Origin of the sequence: Pseudomonas aeruginosa (genome assembly GCF_001457615.1) — a bacterium.
Taxonomy (GTDB): domain Bacteria; phylum Pseudomonadota; class Gammaproteobacteria; order Pseudomonadales; family Pseudomonadaceae; genus Pseudomonas; species Pseudomonas aeruginosa.
The window spans coordinates 2,342,470-2,363,434 of sequence record NZ_LN831024.1; the positions used below are offsets into that span (position 1 = coordinate 2,342,470).

Annotated in this window: 22 protein-coding genes and 1 tRNA gene; 11 read left to right on the top strand and 12 right to left on the bottom strand. The window is 65.2% G+C overall.

The genetic code is table 11. From position 1 onward, the window contains the following. Positions 1-479: 479 nt before the first annotated feature. Both AT700_RS10920 and AT700_RS10925 read right to left on the bottom strand, forming a co-directional pair. Positions 480-1,073: a cysteine hydrolase family protein gene (locus tag AT700_RS10920; protein ID WP_003104048.1), complete on the bottom strand. Its 594-nt coding sequence runs from the start codon at positions 1,071-1,073 to the stop codon at positions 480-482. Between the two features lie 27 nt (positions 1,074-1,100). Further along, a complete protein-coding gene (locus tag AT700_RS10925) occupies positions 1,101-2,315 on the bottom strand; it encodes an MFS transporter (protein ID WP_003090864.1) in 1,215 nt (404 codons plus the stop codon). 104 nt (positions 2,316-2,419) lie between these two features. On the opposite strand from AT700_RS10925, the gene AT700_RS10930 reads away from it, so the two are divergent. The 4 genes from AT700_RS10930 to AT700_RS10945 all read left to right on the top strand — a co-directional run bounded on the left by AT700_RS10930 (position 2,420) and on the right by AT700_RS10945 (position 5,444). Then, positions 2,420-3,076, top strand: a complete 657-nt coding sequence (locus AT700_RS10930) for a GntR family transcriptional regulator (RefSeq protein ID WP_003116580.1) — start codon at positions 2,420-2,422, stop codon at positions 3,074-3,076. A 266-nt stretch (positions 3,077-3,342) separates the two neighbouring features. Next, entirely contained in the window at positions 3,343-4,383 is a 1,041-nt protein-coding gene (locus AT700_RS10935; protein ID WP_003122540.1) for a hypothetical protein, read from the top strand. Positions 4,384-4,463: 80 nt separating this feature from the next. Further along, positions 4,464-5,060: a hypothetical protein gene (locus tag AT700_RS10940; protein WP_023464852.1), complete on the top strand. Its 597-nt coding sequence runs from the start codon at positions 4,464-4,466 to the stop codon at positions 5,058-5,060. A 93-nt stretch (positions 5,061-5,153) separates the two neighbouring features. Further along, positions 5,154-5,444, top strand: a complete 291-nt coding sequence (locus tag AT700_RS10945) for a hypothetical protein (protein ID WP_031805397.1) — start codon at positions 5,154-5,156, stop codon at positions 5,442-5,444. A gap of 88 nt (positions 5,445-5,532) precedes the next feature. Here AT700_RS10945 and AT700_RS10950 read toward each other — a convergent pair whose 3' ends face one another. Then, a complete protein-coding gene (locus AT700_RS10950; protein ID WP_003122543.1) occupies positions 5,533-6,018 on the bottom strand; it encodes a hypothetical protein in 486 nt (161 codons plus the stop codon). A 433-nt stretch (positions 6,019-6,451) separates the two neighbouring features. Next, complete coding sequence (locus tag AT700_RS10955; protein ID WP_004350252.1) at positions 6,452-7,531, bottom strand: hypothetical protein; 1,080 nt, start codon at positions 7,529-7,531, stop codon at positions 6,452-6,454. A gap of 243 nt (positions 7,532-7,774) precedes the next feature. Between AT700_RS10955 and mcpN the strand changes: the two genes are divergently transcribed. Further along, positions 7,775-9,370: a nitrate chemoreceptor McpN gene (gene mcpN, locus AT700_RS10960; RefSeq protein ID WP_003114783.1), complete on the top strand. Its 1,596-nt coding sequence runs from the start codon at positions 7,775-7,777 to the stop codon at positions 9,368-9,370. A 21-nt stretch (positions 9,371-9,391) separates the two neighbouring features. Here mcpN and AT700_RS10965 read toward each other — a convergent pair whose 3' ends face one another. The 6 genes from AT700_RS10965 to bamI form a co-directional block, all read right to left on the bottom strand. Beyond that, a complete protein-coding gene (locus AT700_RS10965) occupies positions 9,392-10,630 on the bottom strand; it encodes a M20/M25/M40 family metallo-hydrolase (protein ID WP_003114784.1) in 1,239 nt (412 codons plus the stop codon). Positions 10,631-10,696: 66 nt separating this feature from the next. Next, positions 10,697-11,164, bottom strand: a complete 468-nt coding sequence (locus AT700_RS10970) for a GAF domain-containing protein (protein WP_003104034.1) — start codon at positions 11,162-11,164, stop codon at positions 10,697-10,699. 114 nt (positions 11,165-11,278) lie between these two features. Beyond that, positions 11,279-11,497 carry a helix-turn-helix domain-containing protein gene (locus AT700_RS10975; RefSeq protein WP_003108924.1) on the bottom strand — a complete coding sequence of 73 codons (219 nt, stop codon included), beginning with the start codon at positions 11,495-11,497 and terminating at the stop codon, positions 11,279-11,281. Positions 11,498-11,505: 8 nt separating this feature from the next. Next, complete coding sequence (locus AT700_RS10980) at positions 11,506-12,063, bottom strand: DUF2975 domain-containing protein (RefSeq protein WP_003090849.1); 558 nt, start codon at positions 12,061-12,063, stop codon at positions 11,506-11,508. Between the two features lie 171 nt (positions 12,064-12,234). After that, positions 12,235-14,034, bottom strand: a complete 1,800-nt coding sequence (mep72, locus tag AT700_RS10985) for a metalloendopeptidase Mep72 (RefSeq protein WP_003143758.1) — start codon at positions 14,032-14,034, stop codon at positions 12,235-12,237. A 77-nt stretch (positions 14,035-14,111) separates the two neighbouring features. Beyond that, complete coding sequence (bamI, locus tag AT700_RS10990; protein ID WP_003124476.1) at positions 14,112-14,771, bottom strand: biofilm-associated metzincin protease inhibitor BamI; 660 nt, start codon at positions 14,769-14,771, stop codon at positions 14,112-14,114. Positions 14,772-14,925: 154 nt separating this feature from the next. Here bamI and AT700_RS30535 point away from each other — a divergent pair, with 154 nt between their 5' ends. Continuing rightward, positions 14,926-15,534, top strand: coding sequence for a flavodoxin family protein (locus AT700_RS30535; RefSeq protein ID WP_003107215.1), 609 nt, complete (start codon positions 14,926-14,928; stop codon positions 15,532-15,534). A gap of 53 nt (positions 15,535-15,587) precedes the next feature. Here AT700_RS30535 and AT700_RS11000 read toward each other — a convergent pair whose 3' ends face one another. After that, complete coding sequence (locus AT700_RS11000) at positions 15,588-15,869, bottom strand: hypothetical protein (protein WP_003107213.1); 282 nt, start codon at positions 15,867-15,869, stop codon at positions 15,588-15,590. Between the two features lie 470 nt (positions 15,870-16,339). Here AT700_RS11000 and AT700_RS11005 point away from each other — a divergent pair, with 470 nt between their 5' ends. The 3 genes from AT700_RS11005 (at position 16,340) to AT700_RS11015 (ending at position 18,738) form a co-directional block, all read left to right on the top strand. Further along, a complete protein-coding gene (locus AT700_RS11005; protein WP_003090843.1) occupies positions 16,340-16,738 on the top strand; it encodes a PA2779 family protein in 399 nt (132 codons plus the stop codon). Positions 16,739-16,770: 32 nt separating this feature from the next. Then, positions 16,771-17,700: a PA2778 family cysteine peptidase gene (locus AT700_RS11010; protein ID WP_078801566.1), complete on the top strand. Its 930-nt coding sequence runs from the start codon at positions 16,771-16,773 to the stop codon at positions 17,698-17,700. Between the two features lie 81 nt (positions 17,701-17,781). Then, a complete protein-coding gene (locus tag AT700_RS11015; protein ID WP_003107204.1) occupies positions 17,782-18,738 on the top strand; it encodes a formate/nitrite transporter family protein in 957 nt (318 codons plus the stop codon). Positions 18,739-18,788: 50 nt separating this feature from the next. Here the strand turns inward: AT700_RS11015 and AT700_RS11020 are convergent, their stop codons facing one another. Continuing rightward, complete coding sequence (locus AT700_RS11020) at positions 18,789-20,072, bottom strand: NAD(P)/FAD-dependent oxidoreductase (RefSeq protein ID WP_003114430.1); 1,284 nt, start codon at positions 20,070-20,072, stop codon at positions 18,789-18,791. Positions 20,073-20,255: 183 nt separating this feature from the next. On the opposite strand from AT700_RS11020, the gene AT700_RS11025 reads away from it, so the two are divergent. Continuing rightward, positions 20,256-20,332, top strand: a tRNA-Val gene (locus tag AT700_RS11025). Positions 20,333-20,523: 191 nt separating this feature from the next. Continuing rightward, positions 20,524-20,961: a type VI secretion system immunity protein Tsi4 gene (tsi4, locus tag AT700_RS11030; protein WP_004344428.1), complete on the top strand. Its 438-nt coding sequence runs from the start codon at positions 20,524-20,526 to the stop codon at positions 20,959-20,961. The last annotated feature ends 4 nt before the right edge of the window (positions 20,962-20,965 follow it).

A 20,965-nucleotide genomic window follows, 5' to 3' on the forward strand; every position in this document is an offset into this window, starting at 1 on the left:
CCGAGGCTTTCCAGCACGGCTCGTAGGCTGTCATCAGTACATCGATTCGGATGATGTCTCCATCAGCCTCTCGACCTGGGCCGCCACCGTTTTTCAGTCACTGACCAGAATCTCCGCCCCTGGTACATCTTTCGTGGGGATGGACTCGATCGCCATTTTCTGGGGCGCTGCCAGGCAAAATGGTTGCCAGACCCGAGGAGGTAGTCGTTACCCTCCACTGGGCCTCTCTACATGCGCTCGACGATAGTATCGAGCTCCCGGATCTTGAAAGCCTTTTGGCAGGGAGGCGGGTTCCAGCCCAAAGGAGCGCTCCCGGTGAGTGGCCTTGACGCTACTGATGGTCAGCTTCGATAGCCCCGAGGAGTCGCCGAGCACATCGCCGATGCTTTTATCGGAGGTGGGATCGAGCGAGGGAAGTTGCCAAGGGTCTGGGCGGCGGTACGCGGGAACGACCGTTGCTTCTGTATGGCTGGCGCACTCTACATGCGTAGAGTTTTCGCCACTTCATCGATTTCGGTGATCGTGGCGTGGTCGGAAATGACTCTGGCCATGAGGTAGTCATGCAACTCTGCATCGCCATCGACACAGCCGTCTCTGAGCACAACCAACTGGTAGTCCAGATCGAACGCCTGGCGAACCGTCGTCAGCACTACGCCTGAGGTAGTGGCTCCAGCGATGAGCAATGTTTCAATATCATGCGCCCAGAGAAGCTCGTCCAGTTCCGTACCCGTGAAGGCGCCGACGCGACTCTTCGTAATGACCGGTTCGCTTTCGATCGGCTGCAAGGCGGCGGTGATCGCCAACCCGGGGCTTCCCGGTTCGATCAAGCCACTTTCACGTAGCTCGCGGAATAGCCTGTTGCGCCTGTCCATTGGCGGACCATCGGGCGGGCAGCCCACCGTTACATGAACTACAAGCATATCGGTTTGCCGTACCCTGGAAAGAAATCTGGAGGTGCGGGCCACTACCTCGGCTGCGCGAGGTGCGGGCACGAAGTTGTTCAGCACGAATTCCTGGAAATCCATCAGCAGCAGGGCGGAATTAAAGGGAGATTCAAGCACGAGCTCAGTCATGACGACCTCTGGGTGGTGGAAAACCGTCTAGCGGGTGGAGTGCCCAAGGGCTCGCCAGTTGAATAGCGCCCCTGCCAGCATCAACAGGCTGGTTACCAGGAAAACGCTGCGCATCCCGAACTGGCCACCGACGAACCCTCCGATTACCGGCCCGATTACCTGGCCGGCGAATTGCGCGGATAGCGACCAGCCCATTGCCGAGCCGACGAATCGCTCCGGGACGCTATGGCGGATTACAGCGGCCATGCACGGAAGCAGGCCGCCAAGCGCCATGCCCATCAGGAAGCGCAGGGCGATGAGTTGCCACCCCGCATATACGAAAGCCTGGGGAATCAGCAGGACGGCCGCGACGCTCAGCGCGGCTATCATGATGACGCCGTAGCCAATCCGGTCGGCCACCTTACCCAGATAGGTCGCGGAGATGATGCTTCCGAGCGCTGCCGCCGACATGGCCAGACCCGCCACAGACGTCACCCGCCTCGAGTCCTCGAGCAGCGTTTCGATATAGACGGTGATAATCGGTTCGACCGACATGTTGGCAATCATCAGCAGCAGGCCTGTCGCCAGCATGGCGAGGATCACCGCCTTGTTGGGCATATTCGACCAACCGACCTTGGGAGGTTCTTCGACGGCGGGGACGGAGGGGCGTGCAGTCTCGCGCAACATGAAGGTCGTGAAGACAAACGCAATGAAGATCAATCCACTGGCGCCCCAGAATGTGGCTCGTATGCCGATCAGAGGAGGCAGGAAGCCGCCAACCAGCGGCCCTAACAGATTGCCGGCCATCACGCCCGAGGAAAGAAGACCCAATGCCCATGCCGAACGGGATTTCGGAGCTTGCACCGCGACCAGGATCGTTGCCCCCGACGAGTACCCGCCGGCGATTCCCGCTAACAAGCGCAAGCCGATGAATTGCCAGATATCGGAGGCCAGCCCCATCAGCAACATGGTGATCGCCATTCCCAGGCTAGCTCGGACCAGCATGGGCTTGCGACCGTAGCGGTCGCCAAGCATCCCCCAAAGCGGTGCTACCAACCCGGCGGTGACGAAAGTGGCGGCGTAGGCGATACCTGACCACTGCACGATTGCAGCGTGGCCCGATACCCCGAGTTGACCTATGTAGACCGGGAGGAACGGCAGGATAAGTGTCATGGCGAAGACGGTGGTGAAGGCTCCAAACAAGCACACGGCGAGGTTGCGTTGCCAGCAGTCGATAGCGGGTTCGTTCATGTTGCCTTGCATCAGCAGACTCCGATCAGAGACACTCGATACCACACAGTCAATTTGGTATACCAATTTGGTATACATTGACGTTGGCCAATGGATCTGTCAATCGGAGGCACCTAATGACGGTCATTCAGCAGGCTGAAGAGCGGCTGCGCCGCTTGATTCTGGATATGGAGATCGGCCCTGGAGAGCGCCTGACGGAGCGCTGGCTCGAAGGGCAGACAGGGGCCTCGCGAAGCTCTATCCGCACGGCACTGGTTCGTCTTGAGGCTGAAGGTCTCGTTGCGAGGGAGGGCCGGGGATGGCTGGTGCCGCCCATCGATCTTCAGGAAATAGAACAATTGTTCGTATACCGGGAGATGCTTGAGGTAACGGCAGTTCGCCTCGGTGGAAAAGAGGCGGAAGAAAGCTATCTCCGGGAGGGGGAGGCCATACTGGATGCGGTGCCGATAAATGCCTCGGCAGAAGAGACCGAGTCTGCCGGACGCCAATTCCACCTTTGGATTGCCGGTTTGGCCCGCAATGAATTCATCAGTCGGGGGCTCGGCGAGGCCCTGACGCGCCTCCAGCGTGTCAGATGGTTGGAGAGCCAACCGGAACATCACGGCTGGGCCGAGCATCGCGCCATCATCGCCGCCTTGAGGGCATGCGATATCGAACGCGCCGCGGGGATGGTCGAATCGCACGTCCGGGAGACAAGGGACCGGTTGCTGGAAACTCTCCGAAAAGACCGGCGCAGTCTCAGGGCACGCGGAATCACCATTCTTCCTGAGTGATGCCGGCCGGGCAGGGCGATTCGGTCTCGTTTCCCGAGGAGGGGCATGCCAGGCGGCGCCGATTCCGACGCCTGAAGGTCTGCAGCCGGTTGTGGGCAGTCTGATCGGGAGGAGCCGAACCAACGAGGGCCGGCGGGCCGTGGCAGCTCCTGGCCCTGCCGGTGTGCCCCTGCCGACCTAGTCCATTTGAAATATTGCGATCCTGGCATGGGCCAGTAAGATGGGCCGTTCGACGACCCGCACCAGCCTCTATCAAGGATCGATACATGAGACTGTCCCGTCCGCGTTTTACCCTTTCCGCCGCCTTGCTGCTTTCTCTTTCCCTTTCCGGTTGCGTGTCTGAACTCGATTCGGGCGCCTATGGCAGCATGGACGATCCGCGCAACGCGCAGATGCTGGACCTGGTGGACCAGGCGCTGAAGGGGAACATGGCCGTGGTACTGGTGGCCGACGTGATGCCGCACAAGTCCCTGAGCGATGCCCTGACCATGACCCAGTGGACGCCAACGGCGATCTGGGAGTACGAGAAGGACCCGAAGGTGACCTTCGGCCGCAAGTTCCAGACCAACGCGCTGCAGCGGAAGCCCGACGAGACCTATCTGTTCAAGGCCTTCGAGGTGCATATCCTGCCGCCCGGCAAGTACCTGCTGACCGGCGGCGACGACTACCAGATCCATGGCTTGCTCGACCAGGTCGGCGCCCGCAGCGGTCCGCCCGGTTCGGGCCATGGCGCCAACGGCACCGCGTACCTGTCCCCCGAGCTGTATCGCGAGTACTACCGGGAAGAAGTCTGGAAAGATGCCACCTATGGCAGCGAGATCAAGACCGAGAAGGTCTGCACCGCCGTGCATGTGGCCTCGGGCGCCTGCGTGAGCTGGGGCGAGCAGCAATACACGCAGACGACCCAGGGCTCCCAGGCCGGCTATTACCAGCAGACCGATTCCCGCGACGTGCCCTCGATCAAGGTCCAGGCGCGCCTGCCGGTCGACAAGGCGCTGGCCAGCTTCACCGTGCAGGGCGGGCAATTGCTGCTGGCCCCGCGCATGCACCTGAAGACCCCCGGCTACAAGTACCAGCAGTCGAAGTGCCGGGCGATCGATCCGAAGAAGATCGAATGCCCATTGGAAAACCTGACCGTCTATACCTGGCCGGCGCCGATGGACTTCAGCCAGTCCCTGATCGCCCAGCGGGCCCTGAGCGACAAGCACCGGCAACTGCTGTCCAGGCTCCAGCCCCTGCAGATCACGCCGCTGCGCAAGCAGGGCATGGAAGACCCGGTCTGGGGCGTGCCGCTGTCATTGAAATAGCGGGTGTTCGCTCAGGGGCGCGCCGGGTGCCGCCCCTATCCACGATCGGCAGGGAAGCATTTCCCCACAAGGAAGGTGACATGAACGTATATCGCAAGGTTTCCCGCAGTGCCGCGACTTGGCTGTGCGCCGCGCTGCTGGCCGCATCCGGCCATGCCTGGGCCGAAGACTGGTGGGTGGTACACAAGGGCGACGACCCTGCCGAGCTTGACGTGTTCCTGGCCGATGCCGATTCGCTGGCACCGGTGCCGGGTATCGAAAACGCCTGGCAGTTGCAGATCGCCATGCTGTTCGACTCCTTCCATCTGCTCAGCGCGCACCAGTACCGCTGCGATACGCGAGAGGTGAAGGTGGTCAACGCCAAGACCTTCTCCAACAACGGGCAACCCACGAGCCTCCAGTTCACCTTCGCCAAGGGCTGGACCCCGCTGCCCAACGAAAGCCATGAGGCTGTCCTCCAGTTCATCTGCGCGCCGCAGGAGCGCGAACGCAATGGCATGCGCTCCACCGGCAGGGGCGTGCCATTGCAGGCGGTGATCACCGCCGTCGGCATGGTCGAGATGGAGCGCGCCCAGGCCAATCTCGCCGAGGCCCGGCGCAAGCTCGAAGAGGCCAAGAGCGATCGCGTCATGGGCGAACTCGATCGTCTGCTCGGCAACGAACCCCGGAAGCCCTGAGCCGCTCTGACTGAAGCAGGGTGAGGCGAGGCGGATCGGGCCGTTTTCCGGAGCGATCGGCGTAGGTCCGGAAGGCGCGTCGGGAGGGTCTCGATGAGGTGGTATAGCCGCATCAGCCTGGGACTCAGCCTCGCGGTCGCGAGCGCTTTCCTGGTGGCGTACTGGCGATCGCTCGTCAGCCATAACTATCCCAATATGAATGCGCCTGGGCTGATCGCCTACCTGCTGGTCTTTCCTGCCTGCGCCCTGTTGCTGCATTCCCCTGCGTTGGCATTCGTGCTCCAGCAGCGAAAGCTGGGAAGCGCTCGCGAAAGAGCGCTGCAATGGACGATCAACCTGGCGCTGTGGATGGCGCCGCTTTGTTTCATATTTGCCAGTCTTTAATCAGGCACTCGCGGGTGTGTAGCTCGAGTAAGCGGACTGCTTTGACATCTCCTGCTGCGGCGGAATACAGGTGCGTCCTTTGAGTCGCTCAGCGCTTCGGCGCAAAGACCATCTTCACCGGCGCATCGTGCTTCAGGCGCGAGCCGTTCGGTTGGTTCCCGGGCTCGAAGCTAGGGTGCCAGGCCCTGAGTTCCGTATCGGACAGCCACTCCAGTTGCAATTGGTCCGCGGATGCGCGCAGGTCGAATTGCGCCAGCGACCGCACGACTGCATGGCACTTTTCCGATTTCCCGGTTTCGAGGAGGGAGACCTGTATTTCTTCGCCCCAGGTGATCGAACCTTTCTCCGGGCATTTCCGAACCTCGACGTGGTATTGCCCGTTCGGCGACGGCAGGTCGGAAATCAGCTTGTCGGGGCCGCACGCGGCGAGGAGTACGCTCAGTATCAGCAGGGGGCTTTTTTTCATCCATGACCTCTGTGGAAATCTCGGAAAGGAATTCCTCTCTTTTCCTGGCGGAAAATGGGCAGGAAGCGGGCCTGCCCATCCTACGCGCGGACTGCTGGATCTGCCCATGGGCGATCCACAGCTTCGTGCACGAGCGATATCAGATGGCGCTGAGCGATTTCAGGATCAGATAGGTGCAGATGAGCACCCCTGCCATGGACAACAGGCCCAGGGCGACAATGCTGAGTTTCATCGGGTTTCCTCGTTGAACTGCGATGGGCTGCTGTATCAAGGAGGGGAGAGGCAGCAGGCGGGGGAAAGCCCCGGAGGGATGAGCGGCCCCCGGGGCTTTGGTGACCACCATAGGAGAAAGTCACATTGATAAGGCTAGCCCTGTTTCGCTGTGCGGCAAGCGAAGCGGCATCGCTTTTCCCGCAGGATCGGGAAAATGCCTAGCCATACCGCAGTGATGGCCACGGAGGGTCCATGCGCCTCGTCCATTTCCTGATTGCCCTTCCCGCCGCGCTGCTGGCTGAGCCTCAGATAACCGCGCGGCGCAGGTTCAGCGTTCGTCGCCGATCTCCAGTTCGATGAAGTCGATGACCCCTGCCGCGCGGTTGTCGAGGCGCTCAAGTTCCTGGCCGTCCAGCGTCTGCAACAGCGAGACGCCGTGTTCCAGACGCTCGCCGGAGGCATGCGAAGCGGCTTCGCGGGTAGGACTGAACAGCCAGGCGTGCGGATGTTGCGCGCGCCAGGCGGCGCGGGGTGAAAGGCTGACCTCGGTGCCTGCCGGGTAGTGCCAGGCGCCCAGTTGCAAGGCCTCGGCGAGGACCGTACCGCCGAGGCCGTACAGGCGGCGGTCGCGGTCGAAGGCCAGGGCGCCGCCGCTCAGCGCGATGCCGCGCACCGACACCCGTTGCCCGGTTTCCGGCATTACCCGCCAGCGCTCGGCGTCGCGGTAGCCGTCGGTGTAGACCATGCCATCGCTGGCGAACAATCGCGCACCGGCGGGGAAGTCGATGTCGTCGGCGCGGTTGCCGATCGCCAGGCTACAGCCTTCGAAGGCGGCGGGACGCCCGTCGCGCTCGCTGGCGAAGGCGATTTCCTGGCTGGCGTCGCAACGCCAGCCTTCGATCTCGGCGACTCCCTCGCCACGCAGGCGCAGCGAAGTGGGATGGACGCCGGTGGTTTTCCATGGGTCCTGCGGGTTGTCCTGCTCGCTCTGCAGCCAGCGTTGCAGGTGGCGGGTGGCGACGCCGCGGATCGTCACCGGGGTGGGGAATTCGGCTTCTCGGAAGCTTTCCGGCTGGTGCTTGAGTTCCAGCTTCAGCCGGGTGCCGGCAGGCATCTCGATGCCTCCGAGGCGGGTGGGGCGCTCGAGCACGGCGCTGTGCGCGGCTTCCTCGCGTGCACGTTCGCGCTCGTACTGCCAGAGACCGATCTCCAGCCAGGCGCGCAGTCCCAACGGGATCAGCAGGAGCAGCATCAGCAGGCCGCGGCTCGGCCAGCGGCGGCGCAAGCGCTGGCGCGCGCGCGGGCTGAAGGCCAGGAGCGATAGCCAGACCAGCAGCCAGATGCCGGCGACGAACGACGACAGGTAGATGAGCGGGACGATCAGGGGAATAGGGGCGACGGGGATCACGCGGGCGTCCTTGCGGGTTGGGTTCCATGACGTCTCCGGCGCGGCGTGCCGGGTACCTGCCAGAGTTTACAGGGCGCGTCCCGATGCCGCAGCGGCAAACTGTCTTCAGGCCTTGTCCGCCGGGGGCCACGCCCTGGAGAGGGAGGCGCTCGGGGATGGAGTCGGCGAAGTGCCGATTCAAGCCCAGGCGCGACGGGCCGATGGGGTGGTTATCGGTTTCTGTAGTCCAGTGGGGAAAAACCAATGAACGAAAGCGTCGCCAGGGTGTTCGATCGGATTCTACGGGGGCTCGGTTTGAAGACCCTGAACGCCCAGTTCCTGCTGTCCTATGCACTGATGTTCGGCCTGGCCGCCTGCGCCTCGGTGGCGTTGTACCTGAGCATGTCGATCTCGCCGGAAACCATCAACGTGGCCGGCGCGCAGCGCATGCTCAGCCAGAAGATGGCCCGCGAGGCGCTGCAATTGCGACTCGGCGCCGGCGACCCAAAGGCCCTGGCCGCGACCATCGCCCAGTACGAACGCTCGGCCGCCGACCTGGATGCGGGCAATGCCGAGCGCAACGTGAGCCGGATGGGCGCGCCGGAGATCGCCGCCCAGCGGCAGAAGGTGGCGCAGATCTGGGGCCGCTACCGGGCCATGCTCGACCAGGTGGCACAGCCTGCCAGCCAGGTCGATCTGCGCGGCTTCTCGCAGTATTCCACCGAGCTGTTGGGCGAGCTGAACAACCTGGTCTCGCTGATGAGCGCGCGCGCCGACAGTGTCCAGCACACCCAGATGTGGATCGCCTTCGGTTGCCTGTTGGCGATCCTGGTGCTGGTGGTGCTCGGCCGGCAGTTCGGCCTGGCGCCGCTGATGCGGCAGTTGCGTGGGTTGGAAGTGGCGCTGACCGAGGTCGGCGCGGCGAACTTCACCCATGCCCTGGCGGCGGGCCATGCGGACAACGAGATCGGCCGCATCGTCGCTGGCTACGAGCGGATGCGCCAGGACGTCAGCGGTTTGCTGGCGAACGTCAAGCGCAGCGCGGCAGAGACCGACAAGGACGTGGCCGAGGCCCTGGAGCAGGCGCTCGGCGCCGGCGACCAGGTGGCGCGCCAGCACCAGGACCTGGACCAGGTGGCCACCGCGATGAACGAGATGAGCGCCACCGTGGCCGAGGTCGCCCGCCACGCCAACCATGCGGCGCACTCCACGCGCGACGCCGCGGCCCTGGCCCACGAGGGACGGCGTCTGGTGGAGCACGCCAGCAGCCAGACCGGTGCGTTGGCGGAGGAACTGGAGCAGACCGCCCTGGCGCTGAACACCCTGCACCAGCATGCGGGCAGTGTCGGCCAGGTGCTTACGGTGATCAGCAGCATCGCCGAGCAGACCAACCTGCTGGCGCTCAATGCCGCCATCGAGGCGGCGCGGGCCGGGGAGGCCGGGCGCGGCTTCGCCGTGGTGGCGGACGAAGTGCGTTCGCTGGCCAACCGTACCCAGCAGTCGACCCAGGAGATCCAGGGGTTGATCGAGCAGTTGCAGGACGGCGCCAACGATGCGGTCGCCGCCATGCGCGGTAGCGCCAGCCATGCCCAGAGCAACCTCGTCGAGGCCGACAGCGCGGCCCAGGCGCTGGGGCGCATCGTCGCCACGGTGGAAGAACTGGACGGCCTCAACCAGCAGATCGCGACCGCCGCCGAGGAACAGAGCCAGGTGGCCCAGGACATCGACCGCAACATCACCAACGTCTCCGGACTCTCCGAGCAGGCCCACGAAGGGACCGCCGCAGTGCTTTCGGCCAACCAGAGGGTCAAGGAGCACATGGCTGGCTTGCGCGTGGTGCTCGGTCGCTTCCGTACCTGAGGCTGGCTGCGGGCGTCGGCGCTAGTCGGCGGACAGCTCGCGGATCAGCGCCACCGTCAGGTACAGGCGGGGGGCGATGCTGGATAGTTCGAGGTATTCCGCCTCGCTGTGCAGGCCGGCGCCGACCACGCCGAGGGTTTCCAGCACCGCCGGTTTGTCGCTGCCGGGCACGTAGGCGTAGCCGGCGTCCGTGCCGAAGCGCATGGCGATCGGCTCGATGCGCTTGCCGATTCGGCCGTAGAGCGTCTGTGCGGTTTCCGCCAGGCGCTGCGAGGCGGGGTTCTTCACCAGAGGCGGACGACCCTTGTCGAGACGCAGACTGACTTCGGTATCGGCGACCAGGCGTTCGCCGGTCAGCTTCCGGGCGTCGGCCAGTACCCGCTCGCTCTCGGCCGGGTCCGAGTAGCGCATGTCGGCTTCCGCCGAAGCCTCGGCGGGAATGATGTTGCGCTTCTCGCCGCCCCTGGCGAGGGTCCAGTTCAGCGTGGTGCCTTTCGCCGGATCGCCGAGGTCCTTGAGACGCAGCAACTGGTGCGACAGTTCGAGAATGGCGTTGCGGCCTTGCTCGGGTGCCGAGCCGGCATGGGACGAGCGACCCTTCACCTCGAGCAGCAGGCCGTCGATGCCATTGGTGGCTACCGTCACTGCGTCCCGGTCCGGCGGCTCGTAGGAGAAGACGTAGTCCTGCTGCCGGGCCAGCTCGGCGATCAGTTGCTTCGAGCCGGCGGAGCCGGTCTCTTCGTCGGGATTGAACAGCACGGTGATCCGTCCGTAGTCCCTGAAGCCTTGCTGCCTGAGCAGCGCCAGGGCATGCAGCACCATCGCCACGCCGCCCTTGGCGTCGGCCACGCCGGGTCCGTAGGCGCGCTCCGCGTCCTCGCGGAACGGACGCTTCGCCGCGCTGCCGGCGGCGAACACGGTGTCGTAGTGAATCATCAGCAGGAAGCGCTTGCTGCCGGTGCCATCGAGGGTGGCCACCAGGTTGTCGCCGGCCGAGGGCGTCGCCGGTGCGCTGCGGACTTGCGCGCCGAGCGCCTGCAGGCGTTCGGCGAGCAGCGCGGACAACTGGCCGAGGCCTTCGGCCTGGCCGGTACCGCTGTCCACCGCGACCAGTTGCCGGAGCGTGTCGAGGTAGGCCGGGCGTTCGGCTTCGGCCTGGCGCAGCAGCTCGGCGGCTGGCGTGTCGGCAGCGAAGGCGGCGGGCGAAAGCAGGAAGGCGAGGGCGAGCGGCAAGAGGCGGGGCAGGCGGCGGGCGTGCACGGAAGGTCCTCGTCTGGCGGGCGGAGGCGGCGCGGTTGTGCGCCGCGGTATCCGATTGACCTTAGGTCATGAGACGGTTTCCGCCAGCAGCGCCTCGACCTTGCGCCGCAATTCTTCCAGCAGGGCTCGTTCCTCGGCCGAATAGTCGCGCGGTCGGCTGTCGAGTACGCAGACGGTGCCGTACGGGGTGCCGTCGGGCGCATGAACCGGATAGCCAAGGTAGTTGCTCAGGCCGAACTCGACTTCATCCTCGTTGCCGGCCCATTCCGTCTCCTGGCGCGAGTCGCGCACGTGCAACGGGGCGTCGCGGTCGACCACGCGTTCGCAGTAGAGGGGTTTGGCGCCGTCTTCATGGACGCTCTTGCGGCCTTCGGCGCCGATCGGGTAGGTGTCCTCTAGGCGTCCGGCGGAGGCCTCGACGCGCATGTGCCGGGGCAGGGAACGCATGATCAGCACCGACGGCACGTCGAGCCGGCGGGCCAGTGCGTCGATATCCCGGCGCAGGGATTCGAATCGTTCGGAGGATTTCGCCATGCCCGGCCTCGCCCATGTCTGGTGGATGAACCGCGACTGTAGCGGCGAAAGGGGGCTTGGCCTAAATACCCTTTGGTGCGCTCCCCCTCGCTCGAGCGCATAAGCGCCCGGCTGTCACTCCTCGGTCGGGCCGGGCAGGTACTCCAGCAGGTCTCCCGGTTGGCACGCCAGGTAGGCGCAGATGGCCTCCAGGGTAGCGAGGCGAATGCCCTTTACCTTGCCCTGCTTGAGCAGCGACAGGTTCTGTTCGGTGATGCCGATGGCCTGGGCCAGGTCCTTGGACCTGGCCTTGCGCAGGGCGAGCATGACGTCCAGCCTGATTTCGATGGGCATGGCGGACCTCAGACGAACTGGCGGTTTTCCTCGGCGAGCAGGGCGGCCTTGCGCTGGATGCGCGCGATCACCATCACCGAGGCGGCGGCGAACAGGCTGACCAGTTCCGCCGAACCGAAGCTGAGACTGACGATGCGTTGCCCCTGGGGTTGGAGGAAGGTGACCCAGACTGTCAGCAGCGGTTCCAGCAGGAAGTTCGCCAGCACCCAGCAAGCCAGGCACAGGCCGACCTTGCCGAGCAGCGCCGCGGCGTCTTCGCAGAAATACTCGCCGCGCCCGTAGTGCTGGAACAGCCTTCGCAGCGCCTGCAGTCCACTGGCCAGGACCAGCAGCGGCAGGCTCGACAGGAGGATGCCGCCGAGGGCCTGCCAGAGCGGCATGTCCCGCGCCACAACGCCGAGGTCGCCGGCGACACCGGTGGCGGTGAGAGCGAAACCGAGGCCGTGCTCGCTGGCAAGGTCGGGGAAGATCCAGCACGCGGCGTTGAGCAGCAGCATGCCGGCGATCAACAGCAGGGTCAGGGTAGCCATCAGGCGGCTGTAGCCGGCCAGGCGGTCGCTTGTCATCGGGGGTACTCCTGGGAAGGTGGGCAGGCCCCTCGGAAACGAGGGAAACCGAAGTGATCATAGTTTAATAATAAATTATCGTAAAACGATAATTTCAAGATCGCTGCATCCGGCCTGGAGCGCTCCGCAAAATCCCCCCCGTGCCTGCCGGGGGCACGGAGGGGAAGCGTCCTACTTCTGCAGCAACTGGACGTTGTCGATGAACATCGACTCCTGCTGGTTACCGCTGAGGATCATCAGTTCAGCACGCTTGATCGGCCCCTTCGGCAATTGCACCTGGCCGCGCAGGCTGGCCCAGCGGCCATTCTCGACCACCTTGTAGCCCAGGGGCAGGTATTCGCCGGGCCGACCCTGGCTTTCCAGGTAGAGGTAGGCATAGGTCATGGCCTGCGAGCCGCGACCGTCGCCGACCCGCACGTCCGCGCTGAACGCGTAGGTCCGGCCTGCTTCCAGGTTGCCCAGCAGGCTGGTGCTCGCGCCGGTGCCGGCGTAGCGCCGCTGGTAGGCTTCCAGGGCCAGCCGCCCGGCGCTGGCGACGCGCGTGGCGCGGGTGCTGGCATGCACACCGCTCCAGCCGCCGATGCCGCTCTCGAAGTCGTAGGCGATGCGTTTCGGCGCCGGCGGTACGCTCGGCGGCGCGGACTGGGCTTCCTGCAGGTTCATCTCGTCGACCAGCAGGCTGGCGCCGCTGTCGCTCCAGACCGCCACGTAGAGGTTGCGCTGGTCGGCGGCGGGACGGTAGTCGAAGGTCTTCTCCAGGCGACTGAACTCGTTGCCGCTGACCGACAGTTCGACGCTCTGCGCCGGGTTGTAGGCCAGGGCGCCATCGGCGCGTTCGCTGAGCAGCGCCATGCGCACGGTTTCACGGGTATTGGCGGCCTTGAGCATGACCTTGCCGCTCAGCCGGTAGCCGCTGCCGGCGCGCAGGGGGGCAATGGGGCGGACCAGCAGATCGAAGCCACGCACGTCGACCAGCAAGGCATTGTCGCGGCAGCCCTTGGCGACGTTCACCAGGCTCAGCTGGGCGTTGCCGGACCATGCGCGCCAGCCTTCCATGCTGGCGAACTCGCCATCGCCGAGCAGGCCGCCGAGCTTGGCTTTCGTGCACCATGGCAGGTCCGGCGGGGTCGGCGTGTCGCCGCCGGAGCCCGGGTTGACCGTGCCGGGTACCTTGGTCGGGCGAAAGTCGGCGATCTGCGTGGCCATGCTGTTCAGCGCGCGTACGGCGTCGGCGTGTTCTTCGCGACCGCAGGGCTGGTTGGCGCATTCGGCGTTGACCAGGCGCGGGTTGGCGAAGAACGGTGCCTGCTTGTTGGTGCCGAAGGCATGCGGGTAGGCCATCACGGTGGCGAAGCGCCCCTGCACGCCGTAGCCGCGGCTCCATTCGTAGGTGCCGCTGTGGGCGTAGCGCGGATCGTAGTAGCTGGACTCCAGGTCCTGCTCGTAGGAGTGGCGCAGGCCCATGTTGTGGCCGGCTTCATGGGCGAAGGTGTTGAGCCCGCAGTCGACCCCGGTGAGGTTGTAGGCAATGTCCTTGGCGTTGCCGTGGAAGCGCCCGCTGTTCTTATCGCCCGAGCCCATGTAGCCGATGCCGCAGGTGATGTAGCCGTTGCCGCTGTTCTGCGAGCGGTTGACCAGGCTGACCAGGTCGGCGCCGTACTGCTCGCGCAGGCGCTGCACCTGCGGGTCGCGCATGAAGCGATCGAGGTTGGTGCCGGTCACCGTCGGGTAGTCGGCCCAGTCCAGGCGCTGCTTGTGCACCAGACGCAGGCGCAGGTTGACGCCGCTCTTCTCGTAGGCGGTGTTGGCGAACTCGATGTAGCTGGCGATCCGCGCATCGATGTCGCGGCCATTTGCGGTCTGGGTCGCCGCGGGGGTGTAGAGGACCATGATGTCGACGGTCTTCGGCGCGGCCTGGGCGGCAGAGGCTACCGCCAGGGCTAGGGTGGAGCAGAGCAGGGATTTCTTCATGGGTTGCCTGTGTTCGGACAATAGGAAGCCATGGCGCCCCGAGGGCACCGCTGGGGAAACATGCTGGGAAGGTGGGCTCAGCCCTGGGCGGGCGGCGGCATCGGTGGCAGCTCGGCGAGCGGCGCGTCGACATGATCGCCATGCGGGTCGCTACGCGCGGCGATGTCGTTCTCGTCGATCACCCGGGTCTTGCCGCTGCGGTTGTCGACGATGATCGAGTAGCTGCCGTCGAGGGTGGCGACATTGATGTGGGTTTCCAGGCTGCCGCGCACCACGGTCAGGCTTTCCGCCTCGTCGCCGTCCACCAGGCCGCCGCGCCAGACCGGCAGGCCGGCGCTGTTATGGGTGCTGGCGAGGCGTGCCTGCAAGGGCCGCTCGCGACCCGGCAGGCTCATTTCCAGCACCTGGCCGAGCGCCAGCGTGTCGAGCAGGGCGGGTTCGACCTGCGCCAGGTATTCGGGAATGCCCTGGGCGCCTTCGCGGCTGCGCAGTTCGCCTTGCCAGAGCGTCACCCGCTCGCGTGGCGCGGGCGTCGTGACGGGGGTCGGGGCGAGCATGCGGGTAGCGTCCGCCGCCGGCGCCGCGAGCGCCGCTGTCGGGGCGGCGGCTGCCTGGGCGGCGGGGGACTGGCGGGCCTGCGGCGATGCCTCGGGCGGAGCCGGGTCGAGCAGCCAGCCGCCGATCAGCGCACCGCCGATGGCGGCGGCCGAGGCTGCGTAGATCCATGTCTTGGCCACGTTGTTTCTCCTCTGAGTGAACGTGGCGCGGAGTCTAGGAAGAAGCCTCTCCCAGCGTGGCGGCAACCGTTCACATTTGCGCCAGGCCGCGCGCCGGCGTGACGAAACTGCGAATCAGGCCGGAGCGCTGCGGGCGCCAGGTCACGTGCGCTCTGTGCGCTGCGGCAAGGCTGGCGTTCGGCCGCCATGCTGTTCGCGGCGGAAGGCTTCGGCGCACCTGGCCGTCCTCGCGCTTGAAGAACTGGACGAAGTTGCTCGGCTCGTCGAAGCCGATGCCATCGTCTACGGCAGCCCCACCTATATGGGCGGACCGGCCTGGCAGTTCAAGAAGTTCGCCGATGCCACCTCAAAGCCCTGGTTCGTCCAGCTGGCTTCGCTGACGCCTCGCGCCGGCTATGGGGTGTCGTCATCCCGGCCGACGGTGGCATGTTCGCTCATCTCCAGGCAACCCGGTACGGCCTCTAGCCGCGCCGGGGCCTCAGCCTCGCGCCAGTTGCAGGAGACGGGCGCGCTCCTGCATCAGCGGCCGGCAACTGCGGATGCCTTCGACGATGCTGTAGAGGCTTTCGATCTGCTGCTGGCTGAGGCTGTTGTTCTGGGCCCAGCCGAGCAACTGCAGCCAGGTCCAGCGGGCGATGGTCTCGCTCTGCGTCTCGGCCTTCCTGCGGTCGTCCCCGTCGCTCTGTCCGACCAGGGTCTCCACCAGCCCCGAGGCGCACAACGGCAGCAGCTCCCGGTACTGCTCCGGGTGCGTGTCGCGTAGGCGACGCAGGGCCATTATGGCGGTGGTTATCGAGTCTGAATCCAAGCTTTTGTTCACAGTTCACTCCTTGTGCGTACAGGCTGGCGGCTGGTTGATCCCTGGGCCGCGAGCAACTGTTCGATGAAACGCGTCAGCTCTTTCTTGAACTCGGGTGTCAGGCTGGACACCTTGAGGATGAGCTCGGCCAGCTCGTCCTCGGGGCAATAGAGGTAGGCCATGGGGACCTGGAGGACCATGGCCAGCTGTTCGGAAGTCCGCATGTTGGGGGAGTGCCGTTCGCGTTCGTATTGGTTCATCCGTGCGCTGGCGGAAAACTCGTCCATTCCCACCAGCATGCCCAACTGTTTCTGCGAGTATCCCGCTCTGATTCTTGCGGCTTTTAGCCGGGTACCTAGCATCCATACAACTCCCGTCCCGTTGGCCCGCTCGCTCAAGGTTGGGCAAATCTGGACAAGATGGAAGCTCAGGAATCCTTAGTTTTCGCCGTGCCGGAGGCTCTGTCGTCCGGGGCGGCGCGCGGTTTCGACGCCGTGTACGAGGCTGCGGCGGGGATATGCGTCGATGTCGCCGAGATCGCGCATGCTCCGGTTTTCTCGCGGCGAGCCGGAGTATATGCGAATTGCATAAAGGCGGACGCCGTTTCGTCGCCTGGGGGCGGCGGGTCGTCGTCTCGCCAGAGGGGCGGGCATCGGCGCCGAGGCGGCGGAAAACGGCGATCGGGACGATACTCAGGAAAGGTGGGCGTTGCGGAACCAAGCCTCGCCTTCCAGGACTAATAGCCGGGTTTCACGCAGAGGTCATTCCCATGAGAACAACAACAAGCATCCGCCGTGTCGCTGCCGTCCTGGCAGCGCTGCACCTGCTCACCTTCGCCGAGGTTCCGCTCGCCCAGGCAGCGATGATCGGTACTGCGGAAGTCATGCAGCAACAACAGCACAACCTCGATCGCCAGCAACTGCTGAAGATGCTCGACGACCAGGGCGTCCAGAAGAAGCTGGAGGCCATGGGCGTGCCCCGCGACCAGGTGGCGAGTCGCATCAACAGCCTGACCAACGCCGAGCTGGCGCAGTTCAACCAGCAGCTGGACCAGGCGCCGGCGGGCGGCATCATCGGCATCATCGTGTTGTTCCTGGTGATCTTCATCATCACCGACATGCTTTGCGCCACGGATATCTTCAGCTTCATCAAATGCATCAATCGGTGAGGCGGCTGGCAGGGGCACTGCTGGTCTCCGCAATGCTCGGCGGCTGCGCGCAGCCGCCGAGACTGCCGCCGGAAAGCGCGGCGCTGCCCGCACGGGTGGAGCTGCGCGAAGTGCCGTTCTTCCCCCAGGAAGCCTACCAGTGCGGTCCCGCCGCGCTGGCCACGATGCTTGGCCAGCGCGGCCTGGCGTTGACGCCGGGGCAATTGAAGGACGAGGTGTTCATTCCCGGTCGCGAGGGCAGCCTGCAATTGGAGATGGTCGCCGCGGTGCGCCGCCACGGCATGCTGGTCTATCCGCTGCAAGGCGGACTGGAGAGCGTGCTCGAGGAGGTCGCGGCGGGCAACCCGGTGCTGGTGTTACAGAACCAGGCTTTCTCCTGGTGGCCGCGCTGGCACTTCGCGGTGGTGGTCGGTTTCGATCGGGAGCGCCGCGAACTGGTGCTGCGCTCGGGCATCACCCGGCGCTGGGTTACCGACTTCACCAGCTTCGAGTCGACCTGGAAGCGTTCGGGGCGCTGGGCGGTGCTGACCCTGCCGGGTGACCGCCTGCCGGCCACGGCAGCGGCGGTCCCGTGGCTCAAGGCCGCCAGTGACAGCGAGGAAACCGGCCACCCCAAGGTTGCCCGGCGTGCCTACGAAGAAGCCGTGCGACGCTGGCCTGAGGACGCCTTCGCCTGGTTTGCCCTAGGCAACAGTCGCTACGCCGCAGGCGATTCCGCCGCTGCCGAACAGGCCATGCTCACCAGCGTCGAGCGTCGCGTGGATTTCGCCGCGGGTTGGTTCAACCTGTCCCAGTTGCTGGCGGAACGCGGTTGCGCGGCGCCGGCGCGCCAGGCGCAGGCCTGCGCGCGGGCATTGCAGCCTGGGGATGCCCGCTTCGCTGCGGCCTTGCCGCAGGCCGTCGCACCCGCGGCTCGGTGCGCCGAGCTGCCGGCCTGTCCCGTTGGCGCACCGCCCCGCTGAGGCGGCCGAGCCGAAGGTTGTCGGAACCCCGTTCCAGCGAGACGGCTCTATACCTGGGAGGACCCCACTCAGGTGCAGAACATGGCCAACGACAAGCGGACTTCGCCCCCCACCCCCCGGCAACCGGCCAAGGGCGGTGCGGCGGGCAAGCGCCAGGGGCATGCGGCGGAGGGCACGCGCAAGCCGCGTGCGCGCGGCGAGGAGCGGAAAGAGAAACCGGCCGACGGACGTTCGGCCACGGCGCTGACCGCCAACGAGCGGCGGGAGATCGACGACAAGCAGCCACCGCGCGCCGCTGTCCTGCACGAGGTGATTCGCGTCCAGGGCGAACACGAGTTGCAGCGCACGCTGGCGGCACTCTGGTGGTCGGCGGTGGCCGCGGGGCTGACCATCGGCCTCTCGTTGATGGGCATGGGCCTGTTCCGCGCTGCCTTGCCCGAGCAGGAGTGGGCGATCATCGTCAGCAGCTTCGGCTATCCCATGGGCTTCCTGGCAGTGATCCTCGCCCGCCAGCAACTGTTCACCGAAAACACCCTGACCGCCGTGTTGCCGGTGATGACCGAGCCGACCCTGGAAAAGGCCTGGCAACTGTTGCGTCTCTGGAGCGTGGTGCTGTTCGGCAATATCGTCGGTACGCTGCTGTTCGCCTGGGCGGTGCTGCATCTGCCGATATTCAATGAAGCGGCCGACGCGGCGTTCCTTGAGATCGGCCGCGAGGTGATGCACAACGACCTGGCGCAAATGTTCGCCAAGGGCATCGTTTCCGGCTGGATGATCGCCACCATGGTCTGGCTGATCCCGGCGGCGGAGGGCGCGAAGATCTGGATCATCGCGATGGTCACCTACCTGATGGCGCTGGGCAGCTTCACCCACATCGTGGTGGGCTCGGCGGAGGTAGGCTACCTGGCGTTCGCCGGGGAAATCGGCTGGACCGAGTTCCTGCTGAAGTTCGCCCTGCCTACCCTGGGCGGCAACATCGTCGGCGGTAGCCTGATCTTCGCCCTGATCAGTCATGCGCAGATCCGTAGCGAAGGTTGAGGCGCGGATGGAAAAAACGGCACCCCGGGGTGCCGTTCTGTCGACGCGGACTAGACCCCGAGCTTGTCGCGCAGGCTGTAGTACCAGGCGCCGATGGCGGTGAACGGTACGCGGAACAGCTTGCCGCCGGGGAAGGGGTAGTGCGGCAGGCCGGCGAAAGCGTCGAAGCGCTCGGCCTGGCCGCGCAGGGCTTCGGCCAGGACCTTGCCGGCGACGTGGGTGTAGGTCACGCCGTGGCCGCTGCAACCCTGGGAATAGTAGATGTTGTCGCCGATGCGGCCGACCTGGGGCAGGCGCGAGAGGGTCAGCAGGAAGTTGCCGGTCCAGGCGAAGTCGATCTTCACGTCCTTCAGTTGCGGGAAGGTCTTGAGCATCTTCGGCCGGATGATCGCCTCGATGTCCGCCGGATCGCGAGCGCCATAGATCACGCCGCCACCATAGATCAGGCGCTTGTCGCCGGAGAGGCGATAGTAGTCGAGCAGGTAATTGCAGTCTTCCACGCAGTAGTCCTGCGGCAGCAGGCTGTGGGCCAGTTCCTCGTTCAGCGGCTCGGTGGTGATCACCTGGGTGCCGCAGGGCATCGACTTGGCCGCCAGTTCCGGGACCAGGCCGTTGAGGTAGGCGTTACCGGCGACCACGATGAACTTCGCCTTCACCTTGCCTTGCGGGGTATGCACCACCGGGCTGGCGCCGCGCTCGATGCGGGTCGCCGGGCTCTGCTCGTAGATTCTGCCGCCGAGCGACTCCACCGCCGCCGCTTCGCCGAGGGCGAGGTTCAGCGGATGGATGTGGCCGCCGCTCATGTCGAGCATGCCACCTATATAGTTGTCGGTCGCCACCACCTCGCGGATGCGCTTGGCGTCCATGATCTCCAATTGGTTGTGGCCGTAGCGTTCCCACAACTGTTTCTGCGCGCGCAGGTGATCCATCTGCTTCTCGGTGAAGGCGGCGAACACCCCGCCGTCCTTCAGGTCGCATTGGATACCGTAGCGGGCCACGCGCTCGCGGATGATGCGCCCGCCTTCGAAGGCCATCTCGCCGAGCAACTGCGCTTCGCGCTTGCCGACGGTGCGCTCGATCACGTCGATGTCGCGGCTGTAGCTGTTGACGATCTGGCCGCCGTTGCGCCCGGAAGCGCCGAAGCCGACCTTGGCGGCTTCCAGTACGGTGACCTTGAAACCATTCTCCAACAGGAACAGGGCGGTGGAGAGGCCGGTATAGCCGGCACCGATCACGCAGACGTCGGTTTCGACCTCGCCCTGGAGTTCCGGGCGGGGCGGCGCGGGATTGGCCGACGCGGCGTAATAGGAGGAGGGGTAGGGGGTGTGCGGCATCTTGCACCTCTGTTTTTTATTTTTTACGGATGCCCGGATGCTACCCGAGTCGAAATCGGCCGGCTAGCCTCCGTGCAAAATTTTCAACGGACCCCCAGAAAATAAAAATTCCACTTTTTCAGAGAGTTAGCGAAAAAAAAGCTTGACGGTGTTTTTGGGGTCTGTAGAATGCGCGCCATCAGCAGGCACGTAGCTCAGTTGGTTAGAGCACCACCTTGACATGGTGGGGGTCGTTGGTTCGAATCCAATCGTGCCTACCAAACAAATCCCGCGCTGCTGGCGGGGCAAGAAAGGCGATCCGAAAGGGTCGCCTTTTTTCGTTTGCGCCCCGAAAAAGGCCGCTCGGCCCGTGCTCGCCTGGGCTCGCGCTTCATCGCATAGCCGCTATTGACAGCGGGGGCGGTCTTTTCCGACCCTAGCGCCTTCACGGATGATTCAGGCGACAAGGCTCATGACGACCTCTTCCGGTTCGCGTATCGGCGGACTTCTTCACGCTTCCCTTTTTTCCCTGCTCGGACTCGGTCTCCTGCTCGCCGGCGGTTTCAAGACCGTCGAGCGGTACCATTTCCTGCGTACTGCGCAGGAAGCCCAGGGGACGGTCAGCGCCTTGAATGCCGGCGGTTCGCATCCGCAGATCGATTTCACCAGCGTTTCCGGCGAGCGGATTTCCTATCCCCAGGGCGGCTTCATCTTCGGCTACCAGGTGGGCGAGTCGGTTCGCGTCCTCTACGAGGCTGGGCGGCCGGCGGCCAGCGCGATAGTCGACGATGCCGGCGCGCTCTGGGGAACCAGCGCTTTCCTCTGCGGCTTCGGCGCACTCTTCGGTATTGTCGGGTTCAGGGGATTGCTGGGCCTGCGTTCTTCCCAACCGACCTCAAAAGGACATTGAAGTC